Origin of the sequence: Mesorhizobium helmanticense, assembly GCF_003034915.1 — a bacterium.
GTDB lineage: Bacteria > Pseudomonadota > Alphaproteobacteria > Rhizobiales > Rhizobiaceae > Mesorhizobium > Mesorhizobium helmanticense.
In genome coordinates, this window is record NZ_PZJX01000040.1 from 132,999 (window position 1) to 157,797 (window position 24,799).

Below are 24,799 nucleotides of genomic sequence, written 5' to 3' on the forward strand. Positions count from 1 at the left end.
GCGACGCTAAGTGCTCCATTTGGCTGGAGAATGCGCGCTGCTGACTGGCAACCTTGGGGCCGGAAGCGGACTGTCGGCGTCTGGGGGGAGTTTGGCCCAAAGCTGATGTATCGTGCCGTGTATCTGGGTTTGGCACCTTCTGACGATTGGTGGCGCAGGACGACCTGACTGAGAGGAGTATCATCTGGCGGGGTCCAGAGCCTTCCTCAACCCTTCAGCAATGCGCGCACCCCGCGTATCGGAAGTTCTAGGCGCGGAACTCCTTCCTCTTTCCGTAGGCTGGCAACTGCGCGATACTACAGATGGTAGCCGCGAAGGAGTTCCAAGGGGAGGACAGGAGTCCCGAGGGGAAGAATGTGACTGACGACAGCTTAGCCGAACGGGCTCCAACGTCTTTCTCGTTCGGTCCTTTCACGCTTGTACCAAATCGCCAGTTGCTCCTGCAGGGCGAAGTCCCGGTTCGGATTGGCGGCCGCGCGCTTGATATCCTGACAGCACTCGTCGAGCGTCCCGGAGAAGTGCTCAGCAAGCGCGAATTGATGGTGCGCGCTTGGCCGAGCATCAACGTCGATGACAGTAATCTGAAGGTCAACATGGCCGCCTTAAGACGAGTTCTCGGCGACGGGCCAGGCGCAGCAGAGTACATTGCGACGGTCACAGGGCGAGGTTATCGGTTCATTGCACTCGTTCAACCCAGGGCGGCGTTCGTCTATCAGTCGGACTCCTGGTCAACGCCTCGCAGCAACAATTTGCCGATCGCGTCAACGAGAATCTTCGGTCGAAGAGAGGCGATCGACACTATTCGGCAGGATCTAGATAAATCGCGGCTTGTTTCGATTGTCGGCGCCGGCGGCATTGGCAAGACGACTGTAGCACTCGCTGCCGCTGAACACGCGCTCGGGTCATTCAAGGATGGCGTCTGGCTTGTCGATCTTGCGCTACTTAGAGACCCGACTCTTGCCGCCAACGCAATAGCGACAGCGATAGGCTTGGCCATGCACTCCGCGGACGCACTCGCCACGTTGCGCGAGCATCTGCGCGACCGCGAGATGCTGATCGTGCTCGACAGTTGTGAGCACATCATCGAGGCGGCTGCCCAGTGCGCGGACCTAATCCTGGCGGGCGCGGCAGGCGTTAAGATCGTCGTCACCAGCAGAGAGCCACTTCGCGTCAAGGGAGAGCGCGTGCGCCGACTGCCGGGGCTAGGCACTCCCGCGCCCTCGGCTCAGCCGGGCGCCGTGGAAGCACTGACCTACCCCGCCATCCAGCTCTTCGTGGAGCGAGCCACCGAGAGTTTGGAGCACTTCGAACTGACCGATGCTGACGCGCCAGCGGCAGCCGAGCTGTGCCGGCGGCTCGACGGGGTCGCGCTGGCGATCGAGCTGGCTGCGGCGCGCATCAACCCCTTTGGGGTCGGCGGCCTGATAGGGCAGCTCGACGACCGCTTCCGCCTGCTGGTGGGGCGTCGCGCGGGGCCGGCACGGCACCGCACGCTGATGGAGACATTGGACTGGAGCTACAGCCTGCTGACGGAACGCGAGGCAGCGCTCTTGCGCGCAGTTTCCGTTTTCGCCGGCGTCTTCAGCGTCGATGATGCTTCGGCGATCTCGAACATGGCTCTCGCCGATGCTACGGACGCGCTGGCAGAGCTTGCTGCAAAATCGCTACTTGCCACGGACCTCAATGCCGACGGCACTGCCTACCGGCTTCTCGAGACCATGCGCGCCTACAGCCTTGAGCAGCTGCGCGCCAGCGGCGAGGATCCGGCCGTGCGGCACCGTCACGCTAAACATGTGCTCAAGGCGCTCGAGCGGGGCGCGGACGAGTGGACGCAACGCCCGGCCGGCGAATGGGGGATTACCTACGGCCGCTTAATCGACGATTTGCGCGGCGCGCTCGTCTGGGCCGGGCAGGACACTGCCAATCGGCAGCTTCGCATCCGCCTGACGGTCGCGGGACTTCTGCTGTGGAACCATCTCTCGCTGACCGAAGAATGTCGCGTCCACGTTTCGCAGGCAGTCGATGAGCTGGTCTCGGCCGGGCTCGCGGGGACGTCCTTCGAGATGCAGCTCAAGGCCTGGCTCGGCGGCGCGACGATGTTCACGAAGGGCCTCCTGCCTTCGGCGATCGGCGCTATGCGACGAGCTCTGGAGATCGCAGTCGAGATCGGCGACATCGATTGTCACGTCCGCTGCCTCAGGCTGATCGGCGTGTTCCAGTTGTTCAACGGCGAGAACGACGCAGCAGTCCGCACGCTGGAGGAATTCGCCTCGATCGCGGCGGCGGAGGTCCCTTCCGCGGTGCTCGAAGCGGAAGTCGCGCTCGGTATCGGCGAGCTCTTCGTCGGCCGCCTCCAGGACGTCCGCGGACGCTTTGAGCGTCGCCAGGAGCTCAACCTGCGAGACATCAGCGACGCGCAGCGCCTGCGCCACCATGTGCGATATTTGTCCGACAGGATTGTCGATGTGACGAACCTGCTGTCGCACGCCCAGTGGCTGACTGGTTCGCCCCACACCGCGCTGAACACGGCTCGCGCGACGGTCGAGTACGCGCTGAGGACCAGGCATCACCTCTCGCTCTGTAATGCACTGTCCTGGGTCTGCCCGGTGTTCTACTGGACCGGGCGGCATGAGGAGTGCGCCCGCTATGTTGCAATGCTCGACGACCAGGCGAACCGACACGGCTTCGACGTCCGTCGGCCCGTTGCAATGTTCTATCGCGCGGCGCTGAGATGCGCGCAGGAAGACGCGGCAACGGATGAGATCGAGCATGTCGAGCGGGCGATCGAGGAATTCCACGCCACCGGACACCTTGCCAGGTTGCCCTACTATCTTGGCGTTCTGGCCGAGTTGCAGGTAAGACAGGGTCGCCTCCGCGAAGCCGGGATCACGATCGGAGCCGCGCTCGATCGGGCCGACGCGAAGAACGACCGATGGTGCGCGCCCGAACTCCTACGGGTCCACGCCGCGATTCTCAGCGCCGAGGGCAAGATCGACGACGCGCAGGCGGCTCTCCTCACCTCGATAGAACTCGCCCGTGAAACCCGTGCGCTGTCATGGCGGCTGCGTGCAGCCAGCGATCTCGCGCGGCTCTGGCACGCGGCGTCAAGGCTGCAGGACGCACGCAATGTGCTGCTGCCCGTATTCAGCGAGTTTACAGAAGGAGCCGACACGCACGATCTTCAGGTCGCCGCCGCCCTTCTCGCCTCGCTCCCACGCCCAAGGGGCGGTGAGATTGCCTAGGGGTCCTCCGGCTCGAGGCACCCTGGTACAAGCGTCCTGACAGTTTGCCCGCTCACCTTCGTGCGAGCGCGGCGGCGATCGAAGGCTCGTACCTCCCGTCGATCTGGATGAATAACATACGGCAAAGCTTTCCGGAGCGGTTCGCCCAAGCGTGGTTGGTGCCGCATTGGATCACCACGCTGCCGGGCTTCAGCTGCACCTCGGAATCATCGAGCACCAGCGTCATCTCGCCTTCGATGACGATGCCATAGTCGACCGCCTCACTGCGATGCATCATCGGGTGGGGTGAATCGGATTTTCTGGTCAACCCCTTGGCGTCGTTGACCTCCTCGAACAACTCCTTCATTTGCGACTCACCATCCGCTAGGTATTCCTCGTCTGGCGGCATGTCGACGAAGCGAATACGGGTACCGTGCTCCGGCGGCTGGTGCATCAGCGGACCGATAGTTGGGTCTGGGCTATTGTCGACCGGTGCCGGCGTGCCGCGAGTCTCCCAAACCTCATGGAAGATCATCCCGGGAATAGAGGCCATGTCAACAACGGTAGGCAGCGGGCCGTCGCTTGCCACAATAGACTTGCCATCGGCATGGTGTCCGGTGACGACGCGGTGGATAGGAGGAAAGGACATAAACAGCTCCCCGAGCATTACGAAGCGGTAGGATCCAAGGCCGCAGCACGACGCCCAACGACGCGCTCGTCGCCGACCTAATGCCGCAGGACCAATTTACCGGATCTTACCAGCCCTAACACCCGACCGGGCTACAAAAGCATAAGACGCAAGCCGTCGCTCTCTTCGGCGAGAAAGCAATGGGTGACGCATCCTAGGCTGCGCTAGCCATTCTTGTTGGCGACCAGGGCAGGCTCGAGGACAAAAGCGTTTCGTTCGGCGACGTCGTTGATAATCGACAAGTAGTTCTTGTAATGCGGCGTCTCCCGGTGTGCCGCCACCGCCGCGTTGTCGACATAGAGTTCGTCCAGCGCATAGCGGTCTGCTTTGGCCTGGTCCCGCCAGACATCCCATCGCAGGTTTCCCGGCTCTGCCCTGCAGTCCGGCGCCATGTTGAACAGCAGCGCTTCAAGCTGTCCAGCCTTGCCAGGCCGTGCCAGAAACGTCGCCATAATCTTGACGTGAGACATGGTCCAATTCTCCCGTTTCACTATTTCGCGGTTGCCGCGCTCTCGATGAAAGCCGCGACCTCACGCGGATGCGAGAGCATCACCGCATGGCTGCTGTCGATCTCGACGGTTGTGGCGCCGGACCGCTTGGCGAAAGCCCGCTGGAACGTCGGAGGGATCATCATGTCCTTTTTGGTGACCATAAAATGCGACGGCTTGGACTTCCACGCCACCTTGTCGACCGGAGTTTGCACCGCTTCCAAGCCCCACGGAACCTGGGCTACGGCCATGAAGCTGGTTACCGCCGCATCAACATCTGCTGCGAAAGCCGTCGGAAATCTTGAGGGATCGACCAGCAGGTAGCCATCTTTCGGCGGCAGCAGGGGCGCTCCCGACTCTCCTGCTGGCACGGGTTGCTCAGCGAGCGATGCCACCGATTCCTTGGCGTCGGGCGCAAAGGCGGCAAGGTAGACCAGGCTCTGCACCTTCGGATTGTCGCCTGCCTCGGTGATGACCATCCCGCCATAGGAATGGCCTACGAGGACGACAGGCTTGCTTGCCGCGGCGATCACACGATTGGTGGCTGAAACGTCGCCGCTTAGGCTGATCGTCGGGTTCTGCACGACCAGCACCTCGTACCCGTCGCCGGCCAGGATGTCGAACACTGCTTGCCAGCCGGAGCCGTCGACGAACGCGCCATGCACAAGGACGATCGAGACGGGTTTGTCAGTGGCAGCAGAGGCGGCTGAAGATGCGATAATCATGGCAGCGAGAAATCCCCAAATTGATCGTTTCATAATCGTCTCCATCAGTTTCTTGTTACAACTTGCGTCTGGGCGGCCGAACCGGCGTGCCTGCCTGTCAAGCTCGCGCGCGATTCCGGTTCAGCGCAGCGATCAGGGCGGCGGCGATCGGATGGTCTGAGCGCGGATTCTGGCCCGTGATCAGCTCACGATCCTCGATCACATAGGGCTCGAAATCTGGGCCTACGGTCGTTTTGGCGCCCGCCAGGTCTAAAGTTTTTGGCATGTAGAAATAGAGCTTGCCGTGGAGAATGTTGTCCTCAATGGGTTTTTCCTCGCTGGCCGAATAGACTGTCATCCTGTAGCCGGCATATTGCCATCCCTTCGCAAGTTCCGCAGCCTCGGCGCGGTTGCCCTGAATCAGTGCCTCGCGAAATTCCTTCGCCCGAGGCAAGGCGGAGATCGAAACGATCGGGCCGTGGCAGAGCAGTGCGGTAGGCTTCCCGGCGGCATGGAAATGACGAAGTATCTCGCCCGCGTCAGGGTCCTGCATCAGATCGACGACCGGCCCTTGGCCTCCCGGGGCGAACACGCCCGCATAGTTGTCCAGTCCCTCCTCGATCACCGATCGCAAGGTGCGGCCCTGGTTCGTCGACGGATCGTTGGCGAAGAAATCTTTGCCACGCCGATACGCCGCCTCATCGCCGCCGAAATGCTGGACTGCATCGGACGCCGGGTCGATGTATGGCTTGGCGCCTGAGGGGGTGGCGAGCAGAACTTCATAATCTGCCCCGACAAGCGCCATCATCGGCACCACTGTCTCGTTAAGATACTGTCCTGTCGGTCCCGTGTCGCCTCCCTGAATTTCGATACGTGTGGCGTTCGAGCCCAGCACCACCACTTTTCCCTTGCTCATGAAGCCTCCTGATGTTTCGCGGTGGTAGGAGGACCGAAGCCGGTCATCCTGAAGCTCCGAAGACGATAGGGTGGGAACTGCAAGGCGGCTGGTTAAATGAGGTAAAAAACGGAGCGGGTCGCGATGGCAGGGATCGGCCCGGCGGCGTTACGCGAATGCCTCAGGTTCCGGATAAGGCCCAGGAAAAGAACCGTTGCCGCGCCTCCGATGAGCAGCAGCGCACAGGCTTCGAGGAGTCCCGAATAGGTGCCCGTGCTGTCGAACGCGTAACCGAACAGGCTGGGCCCTACGAAAGCGCCCACCACGAAGATGCCGTACAGGGTGGCGTAGGTCGTAGGTCGCGACGCAGCTCCGCATCGCGAGAGAGCGGGGCAAACAAATAGAACATCAGGTCGAATTCCTCTCCCGAGGCGAAGCCTAGCTGGCGACGCAAGCCAAGGAGAAGCTCACTTGGTCCAGCGAAAGGACAAGCGAGGCGAGCTGACGACTTCTGTCGGCGACAGGCGCAATGAGCGAAGTATGTTCTCGATGTTGGCAGCGGCGCCGCGATGGCGAACGACAGCGGGACGTAGGATGGCGGCAGCCAACCCATCAAAACGTGCCCTCTCTGGAATGTCCGCTTTCAGGATGCGGCCGTTATCAGGCTAATGACTTCAAGGAGGCGCAGTCCCGACGTCCAGATGGCGAACCGCCGGACCGGCCCAAGAAACGGCACGCTTGAGATCACCCGCGCGCGGCTCTACTAGTCCGAAAACCTCACGCTCACGCCGCGCTGCCGAAAATAGGCCTGCATCAACTTGCGCCCCGAGCGGTTGTTCTGCGCCAACTTGGTCGGATCGAACACCGCCTGTTTTATGCCTTCTCGTGTCAGCGCCGCTTTAAGCGTCGCGATATGTGCGTCGATGTCGGCATTGTCCGCCCGCAGCGAGGCATAGATACTTTCGGTCGCCTGGGCCACGTTCGGTTCGCTCACAGGTGTCGTCCTTTGGTTGGTTGAGCGGCGGCTTACCACAGATTCGCGGCTCCGCCGATACCGATGAGAACGCCAATCGTCGCTACCGGCATAGCAGGTTCCTGGCGCGACCCGGTTGGTCGCTGGAGATGTCTGCTTTCTGGCAACCGCAAAATTGGACTCTAAGCAGGCATTCATGGGCTGGCCCACGAATGCCTGCTTAGATTCTTTGATTTGTCGCAGGTTCTCGTCGCAAAACCGTGGGACACTTTTGCGGACCCTGCTGAGGTCCAAGTCGCGGCGCTAACCCGCCGCGCCACTGCCCCACGGGCCATGGAAGGCGCCCTGCCCGTCGATGCGCTCGAAGCCGTGCGCGCCGAAGAAATCGCGCTGCGCCTGGATCAGGTTCGAAGTGCCCCGGCCCTGGCGATAGCTGTCGAAATAGGCAAGCGCCGAAGACAGTGCCGGCACGGGCGCGCCGGCCTCCGACGCGCCCGCCACGATGCGCCTGAGCGACGGATGCGCCTCCTGCATCATCGTGATGAAGGCCGGCGCCATCAACAGATTGGTCGAAGCGCTGCCGGCGCCAAGGGCTTCCGCCATCGTGTCCAGCATTTGCGAGCGGATGATGCAGCCGGCCCGCCAGATCTTGGCGATGGTCGGCATCGGCAGGTTCCAGTTGAATTCCTTCGACGCGCCGCTCATCACCGCGAAGCCCTGCGCATAGGCCGCGATCTTGCCGGCGAACAGCGCCAGTTCGAGATCCCTGAGAAGCGCGTCCCTGTCGCCGGAGATCTTTGTCACGCCGCCGCTGCCATAGGCCTTCTCGGCGGCCAGACGCTCATCCTTGATCGACGACAGCACGCGCGCCGCCACCGCCGCTTCGATCGCGGTGGCCGGTATGCCGAGCTGCTGCGCCTCGATGACCGACCATTTGCCGGTGCCTTTCTGGCCGGCGCGGTCGAGGATGATGTCGACCACCGGCTTGCCGGTCTTCGGATCGTCGGCGGCCAGCACCTTGGCGGTGATCTCGATCAGGTAGGAGTTGAGCCGGCCCTTGTTCCAGCCGGCAAACACCTCGCCGATCTCCTTCGGCCCCATGCCCAGGCCGTCGCGCAGGATGCCGTAGATCTCGGCGATCATCTGCATATCGGCATATTCGATGCCATTATGGATGGTCTTGACGAAATGGCCGGCGCCGTCGGTGCCGAGCCATGCCGCGCAAGGTTCATCCCTGAACTTGGCCGAAATCGCGGTCAGCACCTTTTCGACGCGCTTCCACGACTCCTCGGTGCCGCCGACCATGATCGAGGGGCCATGGCGCGCGCCTTCCTCACCGCCCGACACACCCATGCCGATGAAGGTCAGGCCCGAGCCGGAAAGTTCGGAGAAACGCCGCATCGTATCGCGGAAATTGGCGTTGCCGGCATCGATGACGATGTCGTTGGCCGACAGCACGCCGCGCAGCGACGCGATCTGTTCGTCGACCGGCTTGCCGGCCAGCACCATGATGATGATCGGGCGCGGCGGCCGGATCGCGGCGGCGAGTTCCTCGAGGCTGTAGCAAGGCACGACCATGTCCTTCAGCCCGCCCGCATTTTCGACAAAGGCGTCGCTGCGCGCCCTGGTGCGGTTGAAGACGGCGATGCGGTGCCCATGCTCGGCGATGTTAAGCGCCAGGTTGGAGCCCATCGTGCCAAGGCCGATCAGGCCGATTTCGGCTTTTTCCATCGTTTCTTCCCTGCTTCCGGATTTTGTTGGGACCGCGTTTTGTGGCGATGATTGACGGGCCTTGGCGCCTACGTCAACCGCCTCGCCGAATTGTGTCACTGGCCGGCAAGATGTTCGATCATTCTGCTCTGATATCGATCTGTGCCTCTATCTTCACCATCTCGAAGTCGGAGACGAGGATATCGAGCCGCGCCGTCCATCGGCCGGCAACCGGAATGACGAGGTCGTCGACGCGCCATGTGCCGTCGCCCGGCTTGGTCGCCGGACGCTTGATCGGTTCGATGCCGGAATCGGGCTTCGACAGCACCAGCGTCACTTGCCTGGCATCGAGTGGACCGAAATCGCCTGTCATGACGACGATCGAGGCTGAGACCGGCCCGGCATGGCCGGGCGTGATGCTGAGGTCGGCCATCGCTTTCGGCGTATGGATATGGATCGATGCCGGCTGTGCCGCGGCGATCGCCAGCGCGCGCGGCGGCGGCGTGAAGCGCCAGCCGGCGGCCACGCCGAAGATCGCCAGCACAATCAGCATTTCGACGCCGATCGAGCGGACCAGCCTCCTCTGGACTTCGGTCTCTCCCGCTTCAGCCGGAGCAGTGAGCTTCCAGCGGTTGGTCGCAGCGAGCGTGAACAGAAAGAACAGCAGCGCCAGTTTGACCAGCAACAGCCGGCCATAGGCAGTCCCGAGCAGCGCTGCGGGCGCCTGCACCTGGATGACGGCCAGCGCGATGCCGGTAGCGGCGAGCACCGCAACGACGGGCAGGATCGCCTGGGAGAACCGGTGCAGGAATAGCCCCGCCTCGGCCGGCTGCCGCCTCACGGCAAGGCCGAGCGGCGCCAGCGCTCCCGCCCAGAAGGCAATGCCGACGCCGTGCAGAAACACCATCGGCCGCGTCAGCCATTGCGGCTCGGCGGCACTGGCATGCCCGCTGGCGGCGAGCGCGGCGCCGACACTCGCCAATCCGGCAAGGGCGAACAGCCTTGCGTCGGCACGCGGCCCGACCAGCGAGAAAAGCCCAAGCCCGAGCGCAATCAGGGCGATCAGCACCGTCCAGCCAAAGCTGGTGCCAAGTCCGGTCTGCCAGACAACCGGCTGTGACAGATGCGTAAGCGGCGCGCCGAGCGCGTCGAGCCCCTGGAAGCCGAGCGACAGAGGCGCCGCCACCAGTCCGCACAGCATCGCGGCGATTGCGAAGCGTTGGCCGGAACGCCCGCCCTTTGCCAGCCAGGCAATGGCGAAGGCGCCGCCGACGCCGAGAAACAAGCCGATATAGAGCAGGACCCTGCCGGTCCAGATCGCCGACCGCAGCCCCCAGTCGACGGCTTCGGAGACGATGGGCGCCGCGCTCGGCGCGCCGATGGAAAACAGCACCGAACCGCCGACCGGATGGCCATCGGCGGAAATCACCCGCCAGCTCAGCACATGCGTGCCGGGCCCGAGCGTCCGCGGGTTGTCGATCTCGACGGTCTGGTCGTTGAGGCGGAATGCGGTGAGCGGAAGTGGCGTACCGTCGGGCCGCACCAAAGTGAGCACCAGCGGTGAGACCGGCTCGCTGAAAGTCAGCGAAAACTGTGTCGGGCTTTGTCCCAGCACCATGCCGTCGGCCGGATCGGCCGTGACCAGCGCCGCATGGGCAAAGGCCTGATTTGGCGCGGCAATGACGGCGAGCAGCATGATCGTGGCCAGACCAATAGCAAGCCAACCGGCGCGCTTGCCGAACCTGCAGGTCGTCCACTGGAAAGATGCCACGCTCATGTCACTGCCACGCAAACGACGGCCCGCTCCCCCAACGGAGCGCGCCGCCAGAGAGATCATTTCTTCGGCAAAAGCTTGATGCCGGGTGCCGGATATTCCAGCGCATCCTCGTCCTGCCCGGCCGCCGGAATCTCGATCCAGCGATCGGCCGCACCGTCGCATTCCTGCACCACCGGGAAGTAAAGCGTCTGGCCGGCCGGCAGGTCCGCCGCCAGTGTGCCGCGGAAGACGAACTCGTCGTAGAATTCGTCCGGCAGGCTGCCGCCGCTCCAGTCGACTTCCCTGACGCCCGATGTCACCGCCTCGCCATAGAGCTGGTAGGATTTCTCGTATTTGCCCTTCTTGACCTGCAGCGTCCAGCCGGGCTTCGGCATCGGTTTCACCGAAATGACCCCTTCCGGTATCTGCACGCGCACAGCGGTCGTCGCCTTGCCCTCGCAGCCATGCGGCACGCGCAAGATTGCCTTGTAGGTCGAACCGACAGCCGCTTCCTGGGTTTCGAGCGTGATGTGGGCGAAAGCCGTGCCCGTCCCGAGAGCCAGCGCGCAGCCCGACAAAAGATATTTATTCATGATGGTCCCTCTGATCTTCAATTTTGCGGCCGGCTCAATTGGCGTGGTCGTCCATGCCGCCCGTTCCGCCGATGCCTTCGACGGCGAATTCGACGGTGACCGTGCCGGACTTCTCGAAGGTCAGCGTGGCGGAAAACTCTTCGCCTTGCTTGGGCTGCTGCTTCAGGCCGATGAACATCAGATGATAGCCGCCGGGCTTGAGCGCGACCTTGCCGCCGGCCGGGATTTCGAGGCCACCGTTGACCGGCCGCATGGTCATGACGCCATCCTTGACGCCCATTTCGTGCAATTCGGTCTTGTCCGAAATGTCGGAAGAGATCGACAGCAGCCGGTCCGCCGAACTGCCTGTGTTGGTGACGGTGAGATAACCGCCGGCGACCTTGGCGCCGGCAGGCGTCGCTCGCGACCAGGGATGTTCGATTTCGAGATCGCCGAGCTTGAACTCATGCGCGAAGGACGACTGGGCGCCAGCGACCAAAAGAACAAGCGTGACGACAATGATGCCGAGGCGTTGCCCGGCACGGCGCAGGAGGGAGGCTCTGTGGCCGGGTGCGCGCGCATGCGCGGCGGCGCGGAAGAAGCAGGACATGATGGCTCCATGGATATGGTATCGCGCCGTTGGCCGGCCGCGAATGATTTCAGCTTTGGACGGGTGCGCCCGCGAAAGGTTCCGCGAGCCATGCTGGCTTACACGACAGGCGGCGCGCGCGGATTCGATGGAGAGCGGGCGCGGGCGAAGTCGAGATGCCTGAACGCCGGCAACACGAAGGCGACGGCTTCGAAAACGAGGCTGCGGGCCAGCGCGGCGGCATCGGGCGGCGGTGCATGAGCTGCCGAAACCATGCTGCAGCCAAGCATGCAGCAGGCCGGCATGTGTTGCCGGTGCGGATCGCCGCCGGGAAGCTCCGCCGCGCCGTCATGGGTGCAGATGACATTGCCGAAGGCATCGAGCTGCGAAGCGGCCGGGCTCAAGCCGAAGGCGAATGCGCCAAGCGCCGACTGGAGCACGAGCAGATAAGCCGCGACCAGCGCGGCCGGCATGCTCCATCGTCTCCGCCGGATGTTCAAAGCCCTGCCTCTTCACGCAGCAACGTCAGCTACCTAGCACGGGGCAGGCACGCCGAAAATCGTGAAATCAGTGCTGCGGCAACGCGGCACGATCGGGGATGGAGGTCAAAAGCGTGTGGCGCGCGGATTTCAGGTGCTTGCGGCAGGCCGCGTCGACCTTGCCGAGATCGCGCGACTTGAGCGCGGCTATGTAGGCCAGGTGTTCGGCGACCGCCACTTCGTTGCGCTCGCGTTCCTGCGCCTTGTTCCACTGGTAATGGTAGTGGAAGATCATGGCGATCACGTCATAGAAATCGACGATGAAGCGGTTGTGCGAGGCGCGGTGGATCAGCCGGTGGAACCGTTCGTCGAGCTCCGAGAATGCGTTGAAGCGCGTGGCGATCTCGCGCGCCAGGACGCGATGCTCTTCCTCCAGCAGGTCGAGATCGGCCCATACCGGACTGTCCTGCGGCAGCGCGGCAAAGGCGGCGGCCGAGCGCAGTTCGAATATCTCGCGGATTTCGGTCAGTTCCAGCGCGAAGGCGCGGGTGAAGCCCTTCAGCACCCAGTGGCTGTTGCGGCGCTTCTCGATCAGCCCGAAGCGGGAAAAGCGGATCAGGAATTCGCGCACGCTGGTCGTGCCGACGCCGATCTCTCGCGCCAGCTCAAGCTCGTTGATCTGCATTCCGGCCTCGGCGCCGCCCGCGAGCAGCCGCCGCATGAAGGAGCGCTCGATGATCTGCGACAGCGTGTCGGTCTCTTCCTCGGGGAAAAAATCATCCGGCCGCGGCGCGCGCAACACCGTCTTGCTGCGCTTGTTCCAGGCGATCAGTCCCGTCTCTTCCATCCGCGCAAGGATGGTGCGGATCGTCGTGCGGCTGACGCCGAGCAGCGTGCCGAGCTCCGGTTCCGACGGCAGGCTCTTCGTTTCGTCGAGCAGCCTGAGACCGCGATTGTAGGCGTCCTTGTAGACGTTGTTGCTCTTCGACATCCCCTGCCCCGTTGCGCGCCGACGCTTGCAGCGGCTGGCTTGAAGCGCGATATGACAGATGTTCCTAGCGTATGCCCCCGAAAAGCGGAATCGCTTTCCAAAAGGGATGCGCGGCTCCGATGCCGGAGCGCCCTGCAAGACCCAAGACGCCCGGCGCATCCATGAAAAAACGATTGACGCAAAAATGTTTTTTCACGATAAAAGACATTATATGTTAAGCAGCGCGTGTCAATCCGCGCCCATCCCAGGACCATACCCAGGAAACCGCCCGTGAACGCCGCAAACAGCATTCTTCTGTCTCCCGCCGACAATGTCGCGGTCGCCAATGGCCGTATCGAGATCGGTACGCCATTGCCGGGCGGGGCCGTCGCCGCCGCGCTGATCGAGCCCGGCCACAAAGTGGCGATCAAGCCCATCGCGGCCGGCGAGGCCGTGGTGAAATACGCCCAGGCGATCGGCCGCGCCACTGAAGCCATCGCACCCGGCGAGCATGTCCACTCGCACAATCTGGTTTTCGAGTCCGGGCGGCTGCCGGTGGTGCCGCCGAGCGAGGCCGAGCATGCGACGGAGGCCGATCGCGCCCGCACCTTCATGGGCTACCGCCGCGCCGACGGCCGCGCCGGCACCCGCAATTTCATCGGCATCCTCGCCAGCGTCAACTGCTCGGCCACCGTCTGCCACTCCATCGCCGATCAGGCCAACCGCGAGCTGCTGCCGAAATATCCGGGGATCGACGGCTTCGTCCCGATCGTCCATGGCCAGGGCTGCGGCATGAGTGCCACCGGCGACGGCATGATGGTGCTGCACCGCACGCTGGCCGGTTATGCCCGGCATCCGAATTTCGGTGGCGTGTTGATGGTGGGCCTGGGCTGCGAGGTCAACCAGCTCACCCTTTACGGCCAGAAGGGCGTCGCAGCCGGCAAACGTCATTTCAACATCCAGGAGGCTGGCGGCTCGCGCAAATCGGTCGAGAAGGCGATGGGCGTGCTGGCCGAGATCTGCGAGGAAGTCGGCCAGTTGAAGCGTGAGCCGATCCCGGTCAGCGAGATCGTCGTCGGCCTGCAATGCGGCGGCTCCGACGGCATGTCGGGCATAACAGCCAATCCGGCGCTGGGCGCCGCTGTCGACATCCTCGCCGACGTCGGCGGCATCGGCATCCTCTCCGAGACCACGGAGATCTACGGCGCCGAGCACCTGCTCGCCTATCGCGCCGCGACTCCGGAGATCGCGGCCAAGCTCGACGGCTATATCAAATGGTGGGAAGACCATGTCGCCAAGCACGGCGCCTCGATCGACAACAATCCCTCGCCCGGCAACAAGCGCGGCGGCCTGACCACCATCCTGGAAAAGTCGCTGGGCGCGGTGGCCAAGGGTGGCCAGACGCCGCTCAACGGCGTTTTCGGCTATGCGGAGAAGGTCAGCGGGCACGGCTTGGTGTTCATGGATACGCCCGGCTACGACCCGGTCTCGGCCACCGGTCAGGTGGCGGGCGGCGCCAATGTCATCGTCTTCACCACCGGGCGCGGCTCCTGCTTCGGCTGCCGGCCGACGCCGTCGATCAAGGTCGCCACCAACTCGACCATGTACCACCAGATGGAAGAAGATATGGATGTCAATTGCGGCGTCATCGCCTCGGGCGAGAAGACCATCGCCGGCATGGGACGCGAGATCTTCGAGATGATCGTCGAGACCGCTTCGGGCCGCAAGACCAAGAGCGAACAGTTCGGCTACGGCGACAATGAATTCGTGCCCTGGCATCTCGGAGCGACCCTCTGATGCATGTCGCATGATTCCCATCCGGCGCCACGCGCTCTGAACCAGAACCGCCCTGAGCAGTCGACAAGCGCCGAACGCCTGCGACCCCAACAAAGAATGAACATTCCATATTTACACAAAGATGGAATTGGTATTCCATATCGGTCGGGAGGATCGAGAACAGTTGAATGGCGACGGGCAGTCTCTTTCCTGCCGGGCCATACGGAAACGTTACGAAACATCGCTTGCGTCGGCCGGACCGATGCAATATCAAAATGCGGTAAATGTTTTTTATTGATAAAGTTCTGTTTGGGCCGCGCCTATCCGAATGGGGCTTCCGTAACGTTCACCGGGCGACTTAGGGAGGAATCCTAAATGAAATTCGTGACCAGCATTCTCAACCGCCGCGCCTTCGTGGCGCTTGCAGCCGCCTCGATGCTTGCCGGCGTGGTGCATTCGGCACCGGCTTCGGCGGCGGACGTGACCATTCCGATCATCGTCAAGGACACCACCTCTTTCTACTGGCAGATCGTTCTGGCCGGCGCCCGCAAGGCCGGCAAGGACCTCGGTGTCAACGTGCCGGAACTTGGCGCCCAGGCCGAGACCGACGTCAACGGCCAGATCTCGATCCTCGAAAACGCCGTCGCCGGCAACCCGGCCGCCGTCGTCATCGCACCGACCGAAGCCAAAGCCCTCGGCAAGCCGATCGACGAGGCCGCCACCAAGGTCAAGATCATCGGCATCGACTCCGGCGCCGACTCCAAGGCCTTCACCTCGTTCCTGACCACCGACAACATCCAGGGCGGCCGCGTCGCCGCTGACGGACTGGCGGCGGCGATCGGCGAGGCCAATGGCGGCAAGGTCGAGGGCGATGTTGCCCTGATCACCGCACTTCCGGGCGCCGGCTCGCTCGAACAGCGCGCCCAGGGCTTCAAGGAACAGCTCGCCGCCAAATATCCCGGCCTGAAGCTTGTCGCCGACAAATATGCCGACGGCCAGGCAACGACCGGCCTCAACATCGCGACCGACCTGATCACCGCCAACCCCAACCTCAAGGGCATCTTCGCCTCCAACCTGATCATGGCGCAGGGCGTCGGTCAGGCGATCGCCGAGAACAATCTTGCCGGCAAGGTCGGGCTCGTCGGTTTCGACAGCGACGAGAAGCTGATCAAGTTCCTCAATGACGGCGTCATTTCGGCGCTCGTCGTGCAGGATCCGTACCGGATGGGCTACGACGGCATCAAGACGGCGCTTGCCGCCTCGAAGGGCGAGAAGGTCGAAGCCAATGTCGACACCGGCGCCAATCTGGTGACCAAGGCCAACATGAAAGAGCCGAAGATCGACGCGCTGCTCAACCCGAAGCTCGACTGAGCATTGCACAGGCGCACTGTTTCCGGGGCTTTGCCCCGGAAACGACCTACACTCGTGCCAATCGTGAGGCCAGTCTGGGAGGATTGTCATGACGTCCACGGCGCAGGAACTACACCCGGCCCCAACGCTGGAACCCGGCAGGACGATCCTCGAACTGAAGGGGCTGGAAAAGCGCTATCCCGGCACGCACGCGCTGAAGCCGGTGGACCTCGCTTTCAAGGCCGGAGAGATCCACGCCATCGTCGGCGAGAACGGCGCCGGCAAATCGACCCTGATCAAGCTTCTGACCGGCGTTATGCCGCGCACGTCCGGCGAGGTCATGTGGGAAGGCCAGCCGGCGGCGCTGGCGACCCCGCACGAGGCGATGGCGCTTGGTATCAATGCCGTGCATCAGGAGGTCGTGCTTTGCCGCCACCTCACCGTCGCGGCCAACATGTTCCTCGGCGAGGAGGATTCGCGCTTCGGCATCCTGCAGCAGCGGGCCATGGTCAGGCAGGCGCAGAAGATCATCGACGATCTCGGCTTCGACCTGCCGGCGCACGTCGTGCTTGGCGATCTCACCATCGGCCAGCAGCAATTGATCGCCGCCGCCCGCGCCACCGTGCGCGGCACCAAATTCCTGATCTTCGACGAACCGACCGCCTACCTCACCCGCAAGGAAGCCGACCAGTTGTTCACGCTGATCCGCCGGCTGAAGGGCGAAGGCGTCACCATCATCTATATCAGCCATCGCATGGAGGAGGTGTTCGAGCTTGCCGACCGCGTCTCGGTGCTGCGCGACGGCACGCTGGTCGGCACCAGGAACATCAGTGAGACTAACGATGCCGAGCTGGTCAAGATGATGATCAACCGGTCGATCGAGCAAGTCTACCACAAGGAGCATTTCACACCGGGCGCGGTGATCGTCGAAGCGCGGAACCTGTCGGGCAAGGGTTTCGAGAATGTCTCGATGTCCGTCCGCGCCGGCGAGATCGTCGGGCTCTACGGCCTGATCGGCGCCGGGCGCAGCGAATTCGTCACCACGCTCTACGGCCGCCACCGCAAGTCGGCCGGCCAGATCCTCTGGGAGGGCAAGGAGGTCCAGGTCAACTCCGAGCACGATGCGATCAGGCTTGGCATGGCGCTGGCGCCGGAAAGCCGCCGCGACCAGGGCCTTTGCCTCAATTTGCCGGTCAGCCTCAATCTCAATTTGCCGATCTACAAACGCATCTCGAACAATCTCCTGATCTCGAATGCGCAGGAGAAGACCGAGGCCGATCGCCAGATCGCCGATTTGAGGATCAAGACGCCGACACGCAACGCCTTGGCTTCCAGCCTGTCCGGCGGCAACCAGCAGAAGATCGTCATCGGCAAATGGCTGGCCCATGGCGCCAAGCTGTTCATCTTCGACGAGCCGACGGTCGGCGTCGACGTCGGCACCAAGGCCGAGATCTATCGCCTGTTCGGGGCGCTTCTGTCCAAGGGCGCCGGCATCATCCTGATCTCGTCCTATCTGCCGGAGGTCTATGAACTGGCCGACACGCTGCACGTCTTCCGGCGCGGCAAGCTGGTGGCCACGCATGGGTTCCGCACCGCCGATCACGAGGAAATTCTCACACAGGCCCTCGCCGAGAAACAAGAAAAGCTGGGAGGACAGACATGAGCACGGAGGCTATTCCCGCCGAAAAGCCGAAGCGCAACTACAACGCCCTGTTCGGGCTGACGCTGCTGGCGCTGCTGGTTCTTTTGTGGATCATCCTGTCGGTGGCGACGCCGAGTTTCGCCTCGGCCAACAACATTTCGAACCTGTTGCGGCAGGGCTCGATGATCGCGATCCTGGCGGTCGGCCAGACCTTCGTCATCATCACCGGCGGCATCGACCTCTCCGTCGGCGCCGTCGTTGGCTTCGCTACCGTCATCGTGGCGATGCTGATCAATGCCGGGGTACCGCTCTTCCTCGCCATCCTGATCACCTTGCTGGTCGGCGTCGCCATCGGCATGTTCCATGGCTTCGGCATCGTCAAGATGGGCCTGCCGCCCTTCATCATCACGCTGGCGACGCTGACGTCCCTGCGCGGCATCGGCCTGCTGATGACCAACGGCAACTCGATCTCGATCAACAACGATGCCTTCCAGCTTTTCTCGCGCAGTTCCTTCCTCGGCGTCCCCAATCTGTTCTGGATGGTGATCCTGGTCGGTATCCCGGCCTACATCTTCCTGCATCACAGCCGCTGGGGCCGCTATCTGTTCTCGGTCGGCTCCAACGCCGAGGCCTCGCGTCTGTCCGGCGTCAATGTCCAGCGCACCATCTACATGGCCTACACGCTGTCTGGCCTGTGCGCGGCCTTCGTCGGCGTACTGCTCGCCTCACGCATCGGCATCGGCAATCCAACACAGGCGGAAGGCTGGGAATTGCAGGCGATCGCCTCGTCGGTGATCGGCGGCACCTCGCTGTTCGGCGCGGTCGGCTCGGTGCACGGGCCGCTGCTCGGCGCCTTCATCCTCGCCACCATCAACAACGGCGCCAATCTGCTGAACGTCAACGCCTTCTGGCAACGCATCATCACCGGCGCGCTGATCATCGTCATCGTCTATTTCGACGGATTGCGCCGCCGCGGCAAATAGACCCCATCCAAAGCCACCGGCCTCGGCGACAGCCGATGGCCGGTGGCGCCACGAACCGACTGGATAGAAGCATGAAAGCCGTCGTCTGCCGTTCGCCCGGCGACCTTGTTATCGAAGACCGCCAAGTGCCGGGCGCCCCGCCGTCCGGCTGGGCGCTGGTCGCGGTCAGCCATGTCGGCATCTGCGGCACCGACTATCACATCTTCGAAGGCAAGCATCCGTTCCTCGCCTATCCCCGCATCATGGGCCACGAGGTGTCCGGTACGGTGATCGAGGCTGGCCAGGGCGTCGACCTTGCCATTGGCGAAGCCGTGATCATCAACCCCTATCTCGCTTGCGGCAAATGCATCGCCTGCCGGCACGGCAAGCCGAATTGCTGCGTCAGCATTGAGGTGCTCGGCGTCCACCGCGACGGCGCCATGTGCGAGAAAATCCTGGTGCCGGCGCAAAATCTCTATCCGGCCAACGGCCTGTCGCTGGCGGACGCCGCCGCGATCGAGTTCCTGGCCATCGGCGCGCACGCAGTGCGACGCTCGCGGGCTGATCCCGGCGCACGCACGCTGGTCATCGGCGCTGGCCCGATCGGGCTCGGCACGGCACTGTTTGCCCGCATCGCCGGGCTAAATGTGAGCCTGCTCGACATGAGCACGGAGCGGCTGGACTTCGCCGCGAGCGAACTTGGCTTCGCGACCCTCGACGGTTCGCGGGCAGCGGCGGCCGATCTGGTGCGGGACGCGACCGGCGGCGAGGCCTTCGACATGGTTTTCGACGCCACCGGCAACACCCGGTCCGTGCAATCGGCCTTCGCTCATGTCGCGCATGGCGGAACCCTGGTCCTGGTCAGCGTCGTCAAGGACGACATCGCCTTTTCCGACCCCGAATTCCACAAGCGCGAGATGACGCTCATCGGCAGCCGCAACGCGCTGCGCGCCGATTTCGACCATGTCGCCGCCTCGATCCGCAACGGCGCGGTGCCGCTGGCAAAGCTCGTCACCCATCGCACGACGCTTGATGAGACGCCGCGCGACCTCGCGCGCTGGGCGCATGAGAAATCCGGCCTGATCAAGGCTGTGATCGAGGTGGGGTCATAAGATGGCAGGCGGTGAACCCGACCCGAATTGACGACGCCCCGCGCAGGGTCGACCCCCCAAACGCGAAGCCGCTGATAAGTAAGCGCGACCGAGCTGATATCAGCGTGAGTCAGATAAATCACGGTCTCGTATAAGGCCGGCACTACCTACAGCGCCGACAATTTGAGCTCCACCCGCTCGGCCGGAAACCGCGTCTCGGCGAACTGGATCGGCTGGCCGTCGGGCGTGACGTTGACGGCGACGGTGACCAGCACGATGGCGCCGGGCTGCAGGTCGAGATCGGCGAGATCGGCGGCATCGGCATGGCGCGCCGACAGCACCGTCGATTGCCTGAGATAATCGCTGACACCGAAGCGTTCGAGCGAGGCGGTGATCGATCCCGTTTCCGCCATGGCCGCATCGATGCCGGCAAAACGCCTGGCCTCAAACCAGCTCGTGGCGCGTGACACGGACTGTCCGTCGGCTTCACCGCGCGCCTCTAGGCGTATCACATCGGCCCCTCTGGCAAGTTTCAAGGCATCGGCGACGCGACGGCTGGCCGGCTCAACAATAGCCTCGAGCAGCACACTGCGGCGCTCGGATGCCTGTCCTTGCAGACCGGCCGAAAAGCGCGTGCGGGCGCCGATCGGATAGGACAGCCGCTTGCGCGACAGCACGAAGGTGCCGCGCCCCTGCTCGGCGCGAAGCACCCCCTCCTGCACCAATGCGGCGATCGCGGCGCGCACCGTATGGCGGTTGACGCCATAGCGGTCGGCAAGTGCCATCTCCGGCGGCAGCGCCGCGTTCTCGACGAAGTCGCCGATCGCTATCGAATGCAGGATCTGGTCCGCGATCTGCCGCCACAGCGAGACACCGCTGCGCCGCTCGATGCTCTTGGCCACCGGCCTGTTGACCATTGCCCTCTTGATCATCGCTTGTCCGGTCATTTCCTGTCCCGATTTTCCGCTTGTCACGCACTCGTCATGGACTCACGCTAAGCAAAGGTATAAATTGTATAGTTGTCTATATCAATAGACAAATTTTACGCAACTGGAGTGCAAGCCATGCGAGGACAGGAAGCGCGCGAACAGGCCGAACGCAAGGCCGTGATGGCGACGCTGGCGCAATCCTCCGGCGACGACATCGTGCGCCTCTGGAACGAGGCCGGACTGCCTTCGGAGGCGGAACTGCTGCGTGGTCCTGAAACCGGCCTGGTCACCGTGCGTGGCCGTATCGGCGGTGGCGGCGCGCCATTCAATGTCGGTGAGGCGACGGTCACCCGCGCCACCGTCCGGGTGCCAGCCGGACAGGTCGGCCATTGCTATGCGCTCGGCCGCGACCGGGAGAAGGCGAGACTGTCGGCGATCGCCGACGCGCTCTGGCAGGACCCGGCCCGCCGCGGCGAAATCGAGGCCAGGCTGGTCGCACCGCTGCGGGCTGCTCAACACGAAGCACGCGAAAAACGCCGCGCCGAGACGGCGGCGACGAAGGTGGATTTCTTTACCATGGTGCGCGGAGAAGACTGATGGAGATCGCAACGCAATCGATCGAAGGCGGCTTTGCCGATCCGGTGTTCAACGCGCAGACGGTGTTTCGCGCCGTCATGGACGCGATGGCCCAGCCGGGCAGCGTGCAGCCCCTTCCGGCCTTTGCCCATCCGCCGGCACCACTGTCTGCTATGGCCGGCGCCGTCGCCCTGGCGCTGTGCGACAATGACACGCCGCTCTGGCTCGACCCTGCCTTGCAGATCTCGGCGGCGGTGAAATCCTGGCTCGGCTTCCACGCCGGCGCGCCGCTTGCCAACACGCCGGCCGATGCGCATTTTGCGCTGATCGCCGCGCCGGCCGAGATGATGGCGCTCGACGGTTTTTCGCAAGGCACCCAGGATTATCCCGACCGTTCGACCACGCTGATCCTGCAGGTGAGCGATCTCACGTCGGGCACGCCTTTGCTGCTTCAAGGCCCCGGCATCGAGAAAACCGCAACGATCGCGCCGGCGCGGATGCCGCGTCATTTCGTCGAGCAATGGAAGCAGAACAGCCAGCGCTTCCCGCGTGGCGTCGACATCATCCTGGCCGCCGCCGACAGCATCGCCTGCCTGCCGCGCACGACGCGTATCAAGACGATGGAGGCGTGAGATGTATGTCGCGGTAAAGGGCGGTGAAGCCGCAATCGCCAACGCCCATCGCCTGCTTGCCGACCGCCGGCGCGGCGACCGCTCGGTGCCAGCACTTCGCCTCGACCAGATCGTCGAGCAACTGGCGCTCGGCGTCGACCGGGTGATGAGCGAGGGCTCGCTCTACGACCGTGAATTGGCCGCGCTTGCCATCGTCCAGGCGCGCGGCGACATGATCGAGGCGATCTTCCTGGTCCGCGCCTATCGCACCACGCTGCCCCGCTTCGGCTACACCAGGGCGGTCGAAACCGGCGCGATGCTGGTCGAGCGGCGCGTATCGGCGACCTACAAGGACCTGCCCGGCGGCCAGCTTCTCGGCCCGACCTTCGACTACACGCATCGCCTGCTCGATCCCGAGCTTGCCGCCGGCGGCGACGTCGAGGAGCCGCTGCGCCGCGAGAACGAAGCGGAAGCCATGCCGCGCGTCTCCGCAATCCTCGCCCGCGAGGGTCTGATCGAACCCGACGGCGACATGCCGCGGGACCATATCCCTGGCGACATCACCCGCGAACCGCTGGAATTCCCGATGGCGCGCGACATCCGCCTGCAGGCGCTGTCACGCGGCGACGAGGGCTTCCTGCTGGCGCTCGGCTATTCCACCCAGCGCGGCTATGCCCGCAACCATCCCTTCGTCGGCGAGGTCCGCATCGGCGAGGTCGAACTGGAACTCGACGTGCCGGAACTGCCCTTCGCCGTGCCGCTCGGCAGCATCCGCGTCACCGAGTGCCAGATGGTCAACCAGTTCAAGGGTTCCGCCAAGGCGCCGCCGCAATTCACCCGCGGCTACGGCCTTGTCTTCGGCCAAAGCGAGCGCAAGGCGATGGCCATGGCGCTCTGCGACCGCGCTCTTCGTGCAACCGAATTCGGCGAGGATGTCGTCGCCGCGGCCCAGGACGAGGAATTCGTCATCTCACATTCCGACAACGTCCAGGCGACCGGCTTCGTCGAGCATCTGAAATTGCCGCACTATGTCGACTTCCAGGCCGAACTCGACCTCGTGCGCCGCATGCGCGCCGAGCACGATGCCCGCGAAAATGCCGGCAAGGCCGAAGAGAAGAGGGAGGCCGCGGAATGACCGCACAACCAACCGATATCGCCACCTACAACTTCGCCTATCTCGACGAGCAGACCAAGCGCATGATCCGCCGCGCGATCCTCAAGGGCATTGCCATCCCCGGCTATCAGGTGCCGTTCGCCTCGCGCGAAATGCCGATGCCCTATGGCTGGGGCACTGGCGGCGTGCAGGTTACCGCCTCGATCATCGGCCCGGACGATGTGCTGAAGGTCATCGACCAGGGCGCCGACGACACCACCAATGCCGTCTCGATCCGCGCCTTCTTCAAGAAGGTCGCCAATGTCGCGGTCACCACCGAAACGGCCAAGGCGACCATCATCCAGACCCGCCACCGCATCCCCGAGCATCCGCTGGCGGCCGGCCAGGTGCTGGTCTATCAGGTGCCGATCCCCGAACCTTTGCGCTTCCTCGAACCGCGTGAAACCGAAACGCGCAAGATGCACGCGCTGGAGGAATACGGCCTCATGCATGTGAAGCTTTACGAGGACATCGCCAGGCACGGCCGCATCGCCACCACCTACGCCTATCCGGTCAAGGTCGAGGGCCGCTATGTGATGGATCCGTCGCCGACGCCGAAATTCGACAATCCGAAGATGCACAATTCGCCGGCTTTGCAATTGTTCGGCGCCGGCCGCGAGAAGCGCATCTATGCACTGCCGCCGTTCACCGAAGTAGTCAGCCTCGACTTCGAGGATCATCCGTTCGAAGTGCAGACCTTCGATCAGCCCTGCGCGCTGTGCGCGGCCGAGAATGTCTATCTCGACGAGGTTATCCTCGACGACCATGGCGGCCACATGTTCGTCTGCTCCGACACCGATCATTGCGAGAAGCGCCGCGAAGAGGGCCATCGCGGCCATCTCGCGCCTGAAACCCGTCTTGCCCCAGAAAAAATGGAACCGGCGCAATGACCGACGAACCGCTGCTGCGCGTCTCGGCGCTGTCCAAATTCTATGGCTCGCGCGTCGGCTGCGAGAACGTCACCTTCGACCTGTGGCCCGGCGAAGTGCTGGCTGTCGTCGGCGAATCCGGTTCGGGCAAGACGACGCTGCTCAACTGCCTGTCGACCAGGCTGCTGCCCTCTTCCGGCACCGCCAGCTACCGCATGCGCGACGGCCAGTTCCGCGAGCTCTACCGCATGAGCGAGGCGGAGCGCCGCTTCCTGATGCGCACCGACTGGGGCTTTGTCCATCAGAACCCGGCCGACGGGCTGCGCATGACGGTGTCGGCCGGCGCCAATGTCGGCGAACGGCTGATGGCGGTCGGCGACCGCCACTATGGCAAGATCCGCGCCACCGCCGTCGACTGGCTGTCGCGCGTCGAGATCGACGAGGACCGCATCGACGACGAGCCGCGCGCCTTTTCCGGCGGCATGCGCCAGCGCCTGCAGATCGCTCGCAATCTCGTCACCGGGCCGCGGCTGGTGTTCATGGACGAGCCGACCGGCGGCCTTGACGTCTCGGTGCAGGCGCGCCTGCTTGACCTGTTGCGCGGCCTCGTCACCGATCTTGGCCTCGCCGCGATCGTCGTCACCCACGATCTTGCGGTGGCACGGCTTTTGTCTCAGCGCATGATGGTGATGAAGGACGGTCGCGTCGTCGAAAGCGGCCTCACCGACCGCGTGCTCGACGATCCGCGCGCACCCTACACCCAGCTCCTTGTTTCCTCGATATTGCAGGTGTGAC

The 24,799-nt window shown here is 63.8% G+C and carries 23 protein-coding genes; 11 read left to right on the plus strand and 12 right to left on the minus strand.

All coding sequences use genetic code 11. The features are described from left to right. The first annotated feature begins 356 nt into the window (after positions 1-356). Positions 357-3,242 (plus strand): ATP-binding protein, encoded by a 2,886-nt coding sequence (locus tag C9427_RS22080; RefSeq protein WP_107651268.1) that lies wholly within the window; start codon positions 357-359, stop codon positions 3,240-3,242. Between the two features lie 52 nt (positions 3,243-3,294). Here C9427_RS22080 and C9427_RS22085 read toward each other — a convergent pair whose 3' ends face one another. The 11 genes from C9427_RS22085 to C9427_RS22140 all read right to left on the minus strand — a co-directional run bounded on the left by C9427_RS22085 (position 3,295) and on the right by C9427_RS22140 (position 13,066). After that, positions 3,295-3,870 carry a cupin domain-containing protein gene (locus C9427_RS22085; protein ID WP_107651269.1) on the minus strand — a complete coding sequence of 192 codons (576 nt, stop codon included), beginning with the start codon at positions 3,868-3,870 and terminating at the stop codon, positions 3,295-3,297. A gap of 203 nt (positions 3,871-4,073) precedes the next feature. After that, positions 4,074-4,379: a putative quinol monooxygenase gene (locus tag C9427_RS22090; protein WP_107651270.1), complete on the minus strand. Its 306-nt coding sequence runs from the start codon at positions 4,377-4,379 to the stop codon at positions 4,074-4,076. A 20-nt stretch (positions 4,380-4,399) separates the two neighbouring features. After that, entirely contained in the window at positions 4,400-5,155 is a 756-nt protein-coding gene (locus C9427_RS22095; RefSeq protein ID WP_107651271.1) for an alpha/beta fold hydrolase, read from the minus strand. A gap of 64 nt (positions 5,156-5,219) precedes the next feature. Then, on the minus strand, positions 5,220-6,017 hold the full coding sequence (locus C9427_RS22100) for a DJ-1/PfpI family protein (RefSeq protein ID WP_107651207.1): 798 nt from the start codon (positions 6,015-6,017) through the stop codon (positions 5,220-5,222). A 742-nt stretch (positions 6,018-6,759) separates the two neighbouring features. Then, entirely contained in the window at positions 6,760-6,990 is a 231-nt protein-coding gene (locus C9427_RS22110) for a hypothetical protein (RefSeq protein ID WP_107651272.1), read from the minus strand. 282 nt (positions 6,991-7,272) lie between these two features. Next, positions 7,273-8,700, minus strand: coding sequence for an NADP-dependent phosphogluconate dehydrogenase (gndA, locus tag C9427_RS22115; RefSeq protein ID WP_107651209.1), 1,428 nt, complete (start codon positions 8,698-8,700; stop codon positions 7,273-7,275). Positions 8,701-8,818: 118 nt separating this feature from the next. Further along, positions 8,819-10,456, minus strand: coding sequence for a copper resistance CopC/CopD family protein (locus C9427_RS22120; protein ID WP_107651210.1), 1,638 nt, complete (start codon positions 10,454-10,456; stop codon positions 8,819-8,821). Positions 10,457-10,512: 56 nt separating this feature from the next. After that, positions 10,513-11,028 carry a YcnI family copper-binding membrane protein gene (locus tag C9427_RS22125; RefSeq protein WP_107651211.1) on the minus strand — a complete coding sequence of 172 codons (516 nt, stop codon included), beginning with the start codon at positions 11,026-11,028 and terminating at the stop codon, positions 10,513-10,515. A 34-nt stretch (positions 11,029-11,062) separates the two neighbouring features. Beyond that, on the minus strand, positions 11,063-11,617 hold the full coding sequence (locus C9427_RS22130) for a copper chaperone PCu(A)C (RefSeq protein ID WP_107651212.1): 555 nt from the start codon (positions 11,615-11,617) through the stop codon (positions 11,063-11,065). A gap of 98 nt (positions 11,618-11,715) precedes the next feature. Next, entirely contained in the window at positions 11,716-12,069 is a 354-nt protein-coding gene (locus C9427_RS22135) for a DUF2946 family protein (protein ID WP_107651213.1), read from the minus strand. Between the two features lie 94 nt (positions 12,070-12,163). Then, positions 12,164-13,066 (minus strand): GntR family transcriptional regulator, encoded by a 903-nt coding sequence (locus tag C9427_RS22140; RefSeq protein WP_107651214.1) that lies wholly within the window; start codon positions 13,064-13,066, stop codon positions 12,164-12,166. Between the two features lie 270 nt (positions 13,067-13,336). Between C9427_RS22140 and C9427_RS22145 the strand changes: the two genes are divergently transcribed. The 5 genes from C9427_RS22145 to C9427_RS22165 all read left to right on the plus strand — a co-directional run bounded on the left by C9427_RS22145 (position 13,337) and on the right by C9427_RS22165 (position 19,887). Beyond that, positions 13,337-14,842: a UxaA family hydrolase gene (locus C9427_RS22145; protein WP_107651215.1), complete on the plus strand. Its 1,506-nt coding sequence runs from the start codon at positions 13,337-13,339 to the stop codon at positions 14,840-14,842. A 354-nt stretch (positions 14,843-15,196) separates the two neighbouring features. Continuing rightward, entirely contained in the window at positions 15,197-16,192 is a 996-nt protein-coding gene (locus C9427_RS22150; RefSeq protein WP_107651216.1) for an ABC transporter substrate-binding protein, read from the plus strand. A gap of 88 nt (positions 16,193-16,280) precedes the next feature. Continuing rightward, positions 16,281-17,834, plus strand: coding sequence for a sugar ABC transporter ATP-binding protein (locus C9427_RS22155; RefSeq protein WP_107651217.1), 1,554 nt, complete (start codon positions 16,281-16,283; stop codon positions 17,832-17,834). Next, complete coding sequence (locus C9427_RS22160) at positions 17,831-18,796, plus strand: ABC transporter permease (RefSeq protein ID WP_107651218.1); 966 nt, start codon at positions 17,831-17,833, stop codon at positions 18,794-18,796. Before C9427_RS22155 ends, C9427_RS22160 begins: the two co-directional genes overlap by 4 nt. Positions 18,797-18,867: 71 nt before the next feature. After that, positions 18,868-19,887, plus strand: coding sequence for a zinc-binding alcohol dehydrogenase family protein (locus C9427_RS22165; protein ID WP_107651219.1), 1,020 nt, complete (start codon positions 18,868-18,870; stop codon positions 19,885-19,887). Between the two features lie 146 nt (positions 19,888-20,033). Here the strand turns inward: C9427_RS22165 and phnF are convergent, their stop codons facing one another. Further along, positions 20,034-20,798 carry a phosphonate metabolism transcriptional regulator PhnF gene (phnF, locus tag C9427_RS22170; protein WP_425351673.1) on the minus strand — a complete coding sequence of 255 codons (765 nt, stop codon included), beginning with the start codon at positions 20,796-20,798 and terminating at the stop codon, positions 20,034-20,036. Positions 20,799-20,930: 132 nt separating this feature from the next. Here phnF and phnG point away from each other — a divergent pair, with 132 nt between their 5' ends. The 5 genes from phnG to phnK are packed head-to-tail and all read left to right on the plus strand — an operon-like array spanning position 20,931 to position 24,798. Beyond that, a complete protein-coding gene (gene phnG, locus C9427_RS22175; protein ID WP_107651220.1) occupies positions 20,931-21,392 on the plus strand; it encodes a phosphonate C-P lyase system protein PhnG in 462 nt (153 codons plus the stop codon). Beyond that, positions 21,392-22,003, plus strand: a complete 612-nt coding sequence (phnH, locus tag C9427_RS22180; protein WP_107651221.1) for a phosphonate C-P lyase system protein PhnH — start codon at positions 21,392-21,394, stop codon at positions 22,001-22,003. The genes phnG and phnH overlap by 1 nt, the downstream gene beginning before the upstream one ends. A gap of 1 nt (position 22,004) precedes the next feature. Then, on the plus strand, positions 22,005-23,117 hold the full coding sequence (locus tag C9427_RS22185; RefSeq protein WP_107651222.1) for a carbon-phosphorus lyase complex subunit: 1,113 nt from the start codon (positions 22,005-22,007) through the stop codon (positions 23,115-23,117). Then, a complete protein-coding gene (locus C9427_RS22190) occupies positions 23,114-24,025 on the plus strand; it encodes an alpha-D-ribose 1-methylphosphonate 5-phosphate C-P-lyase PhnJ (protein WP_107651223.1) in 912 nt (303 codons plus the stop codon). The genes C9427_RS22185 and C9427_RS22190 overlap by 4 nt, the downstream gene beginning before the upstream one ends. Further along, positions 24,022-24,798 (plus strand): phosphonate C-P lyase system protein PhnK, encoded by a 777-nt coding sequence (gene phnK, locus C9427_RS22195; RefSeq protein WP_065009749.1) that lies wholly within the window; start codon positions 24,022-24,024, stop codon positions 24,796-24,798. Before C9427_RS22190 ends, phnK begins: the two co-directional genes overlap by 4 nt. The last annotated feature ends 1 nt before the right edge of the window (position 24,799 follow it).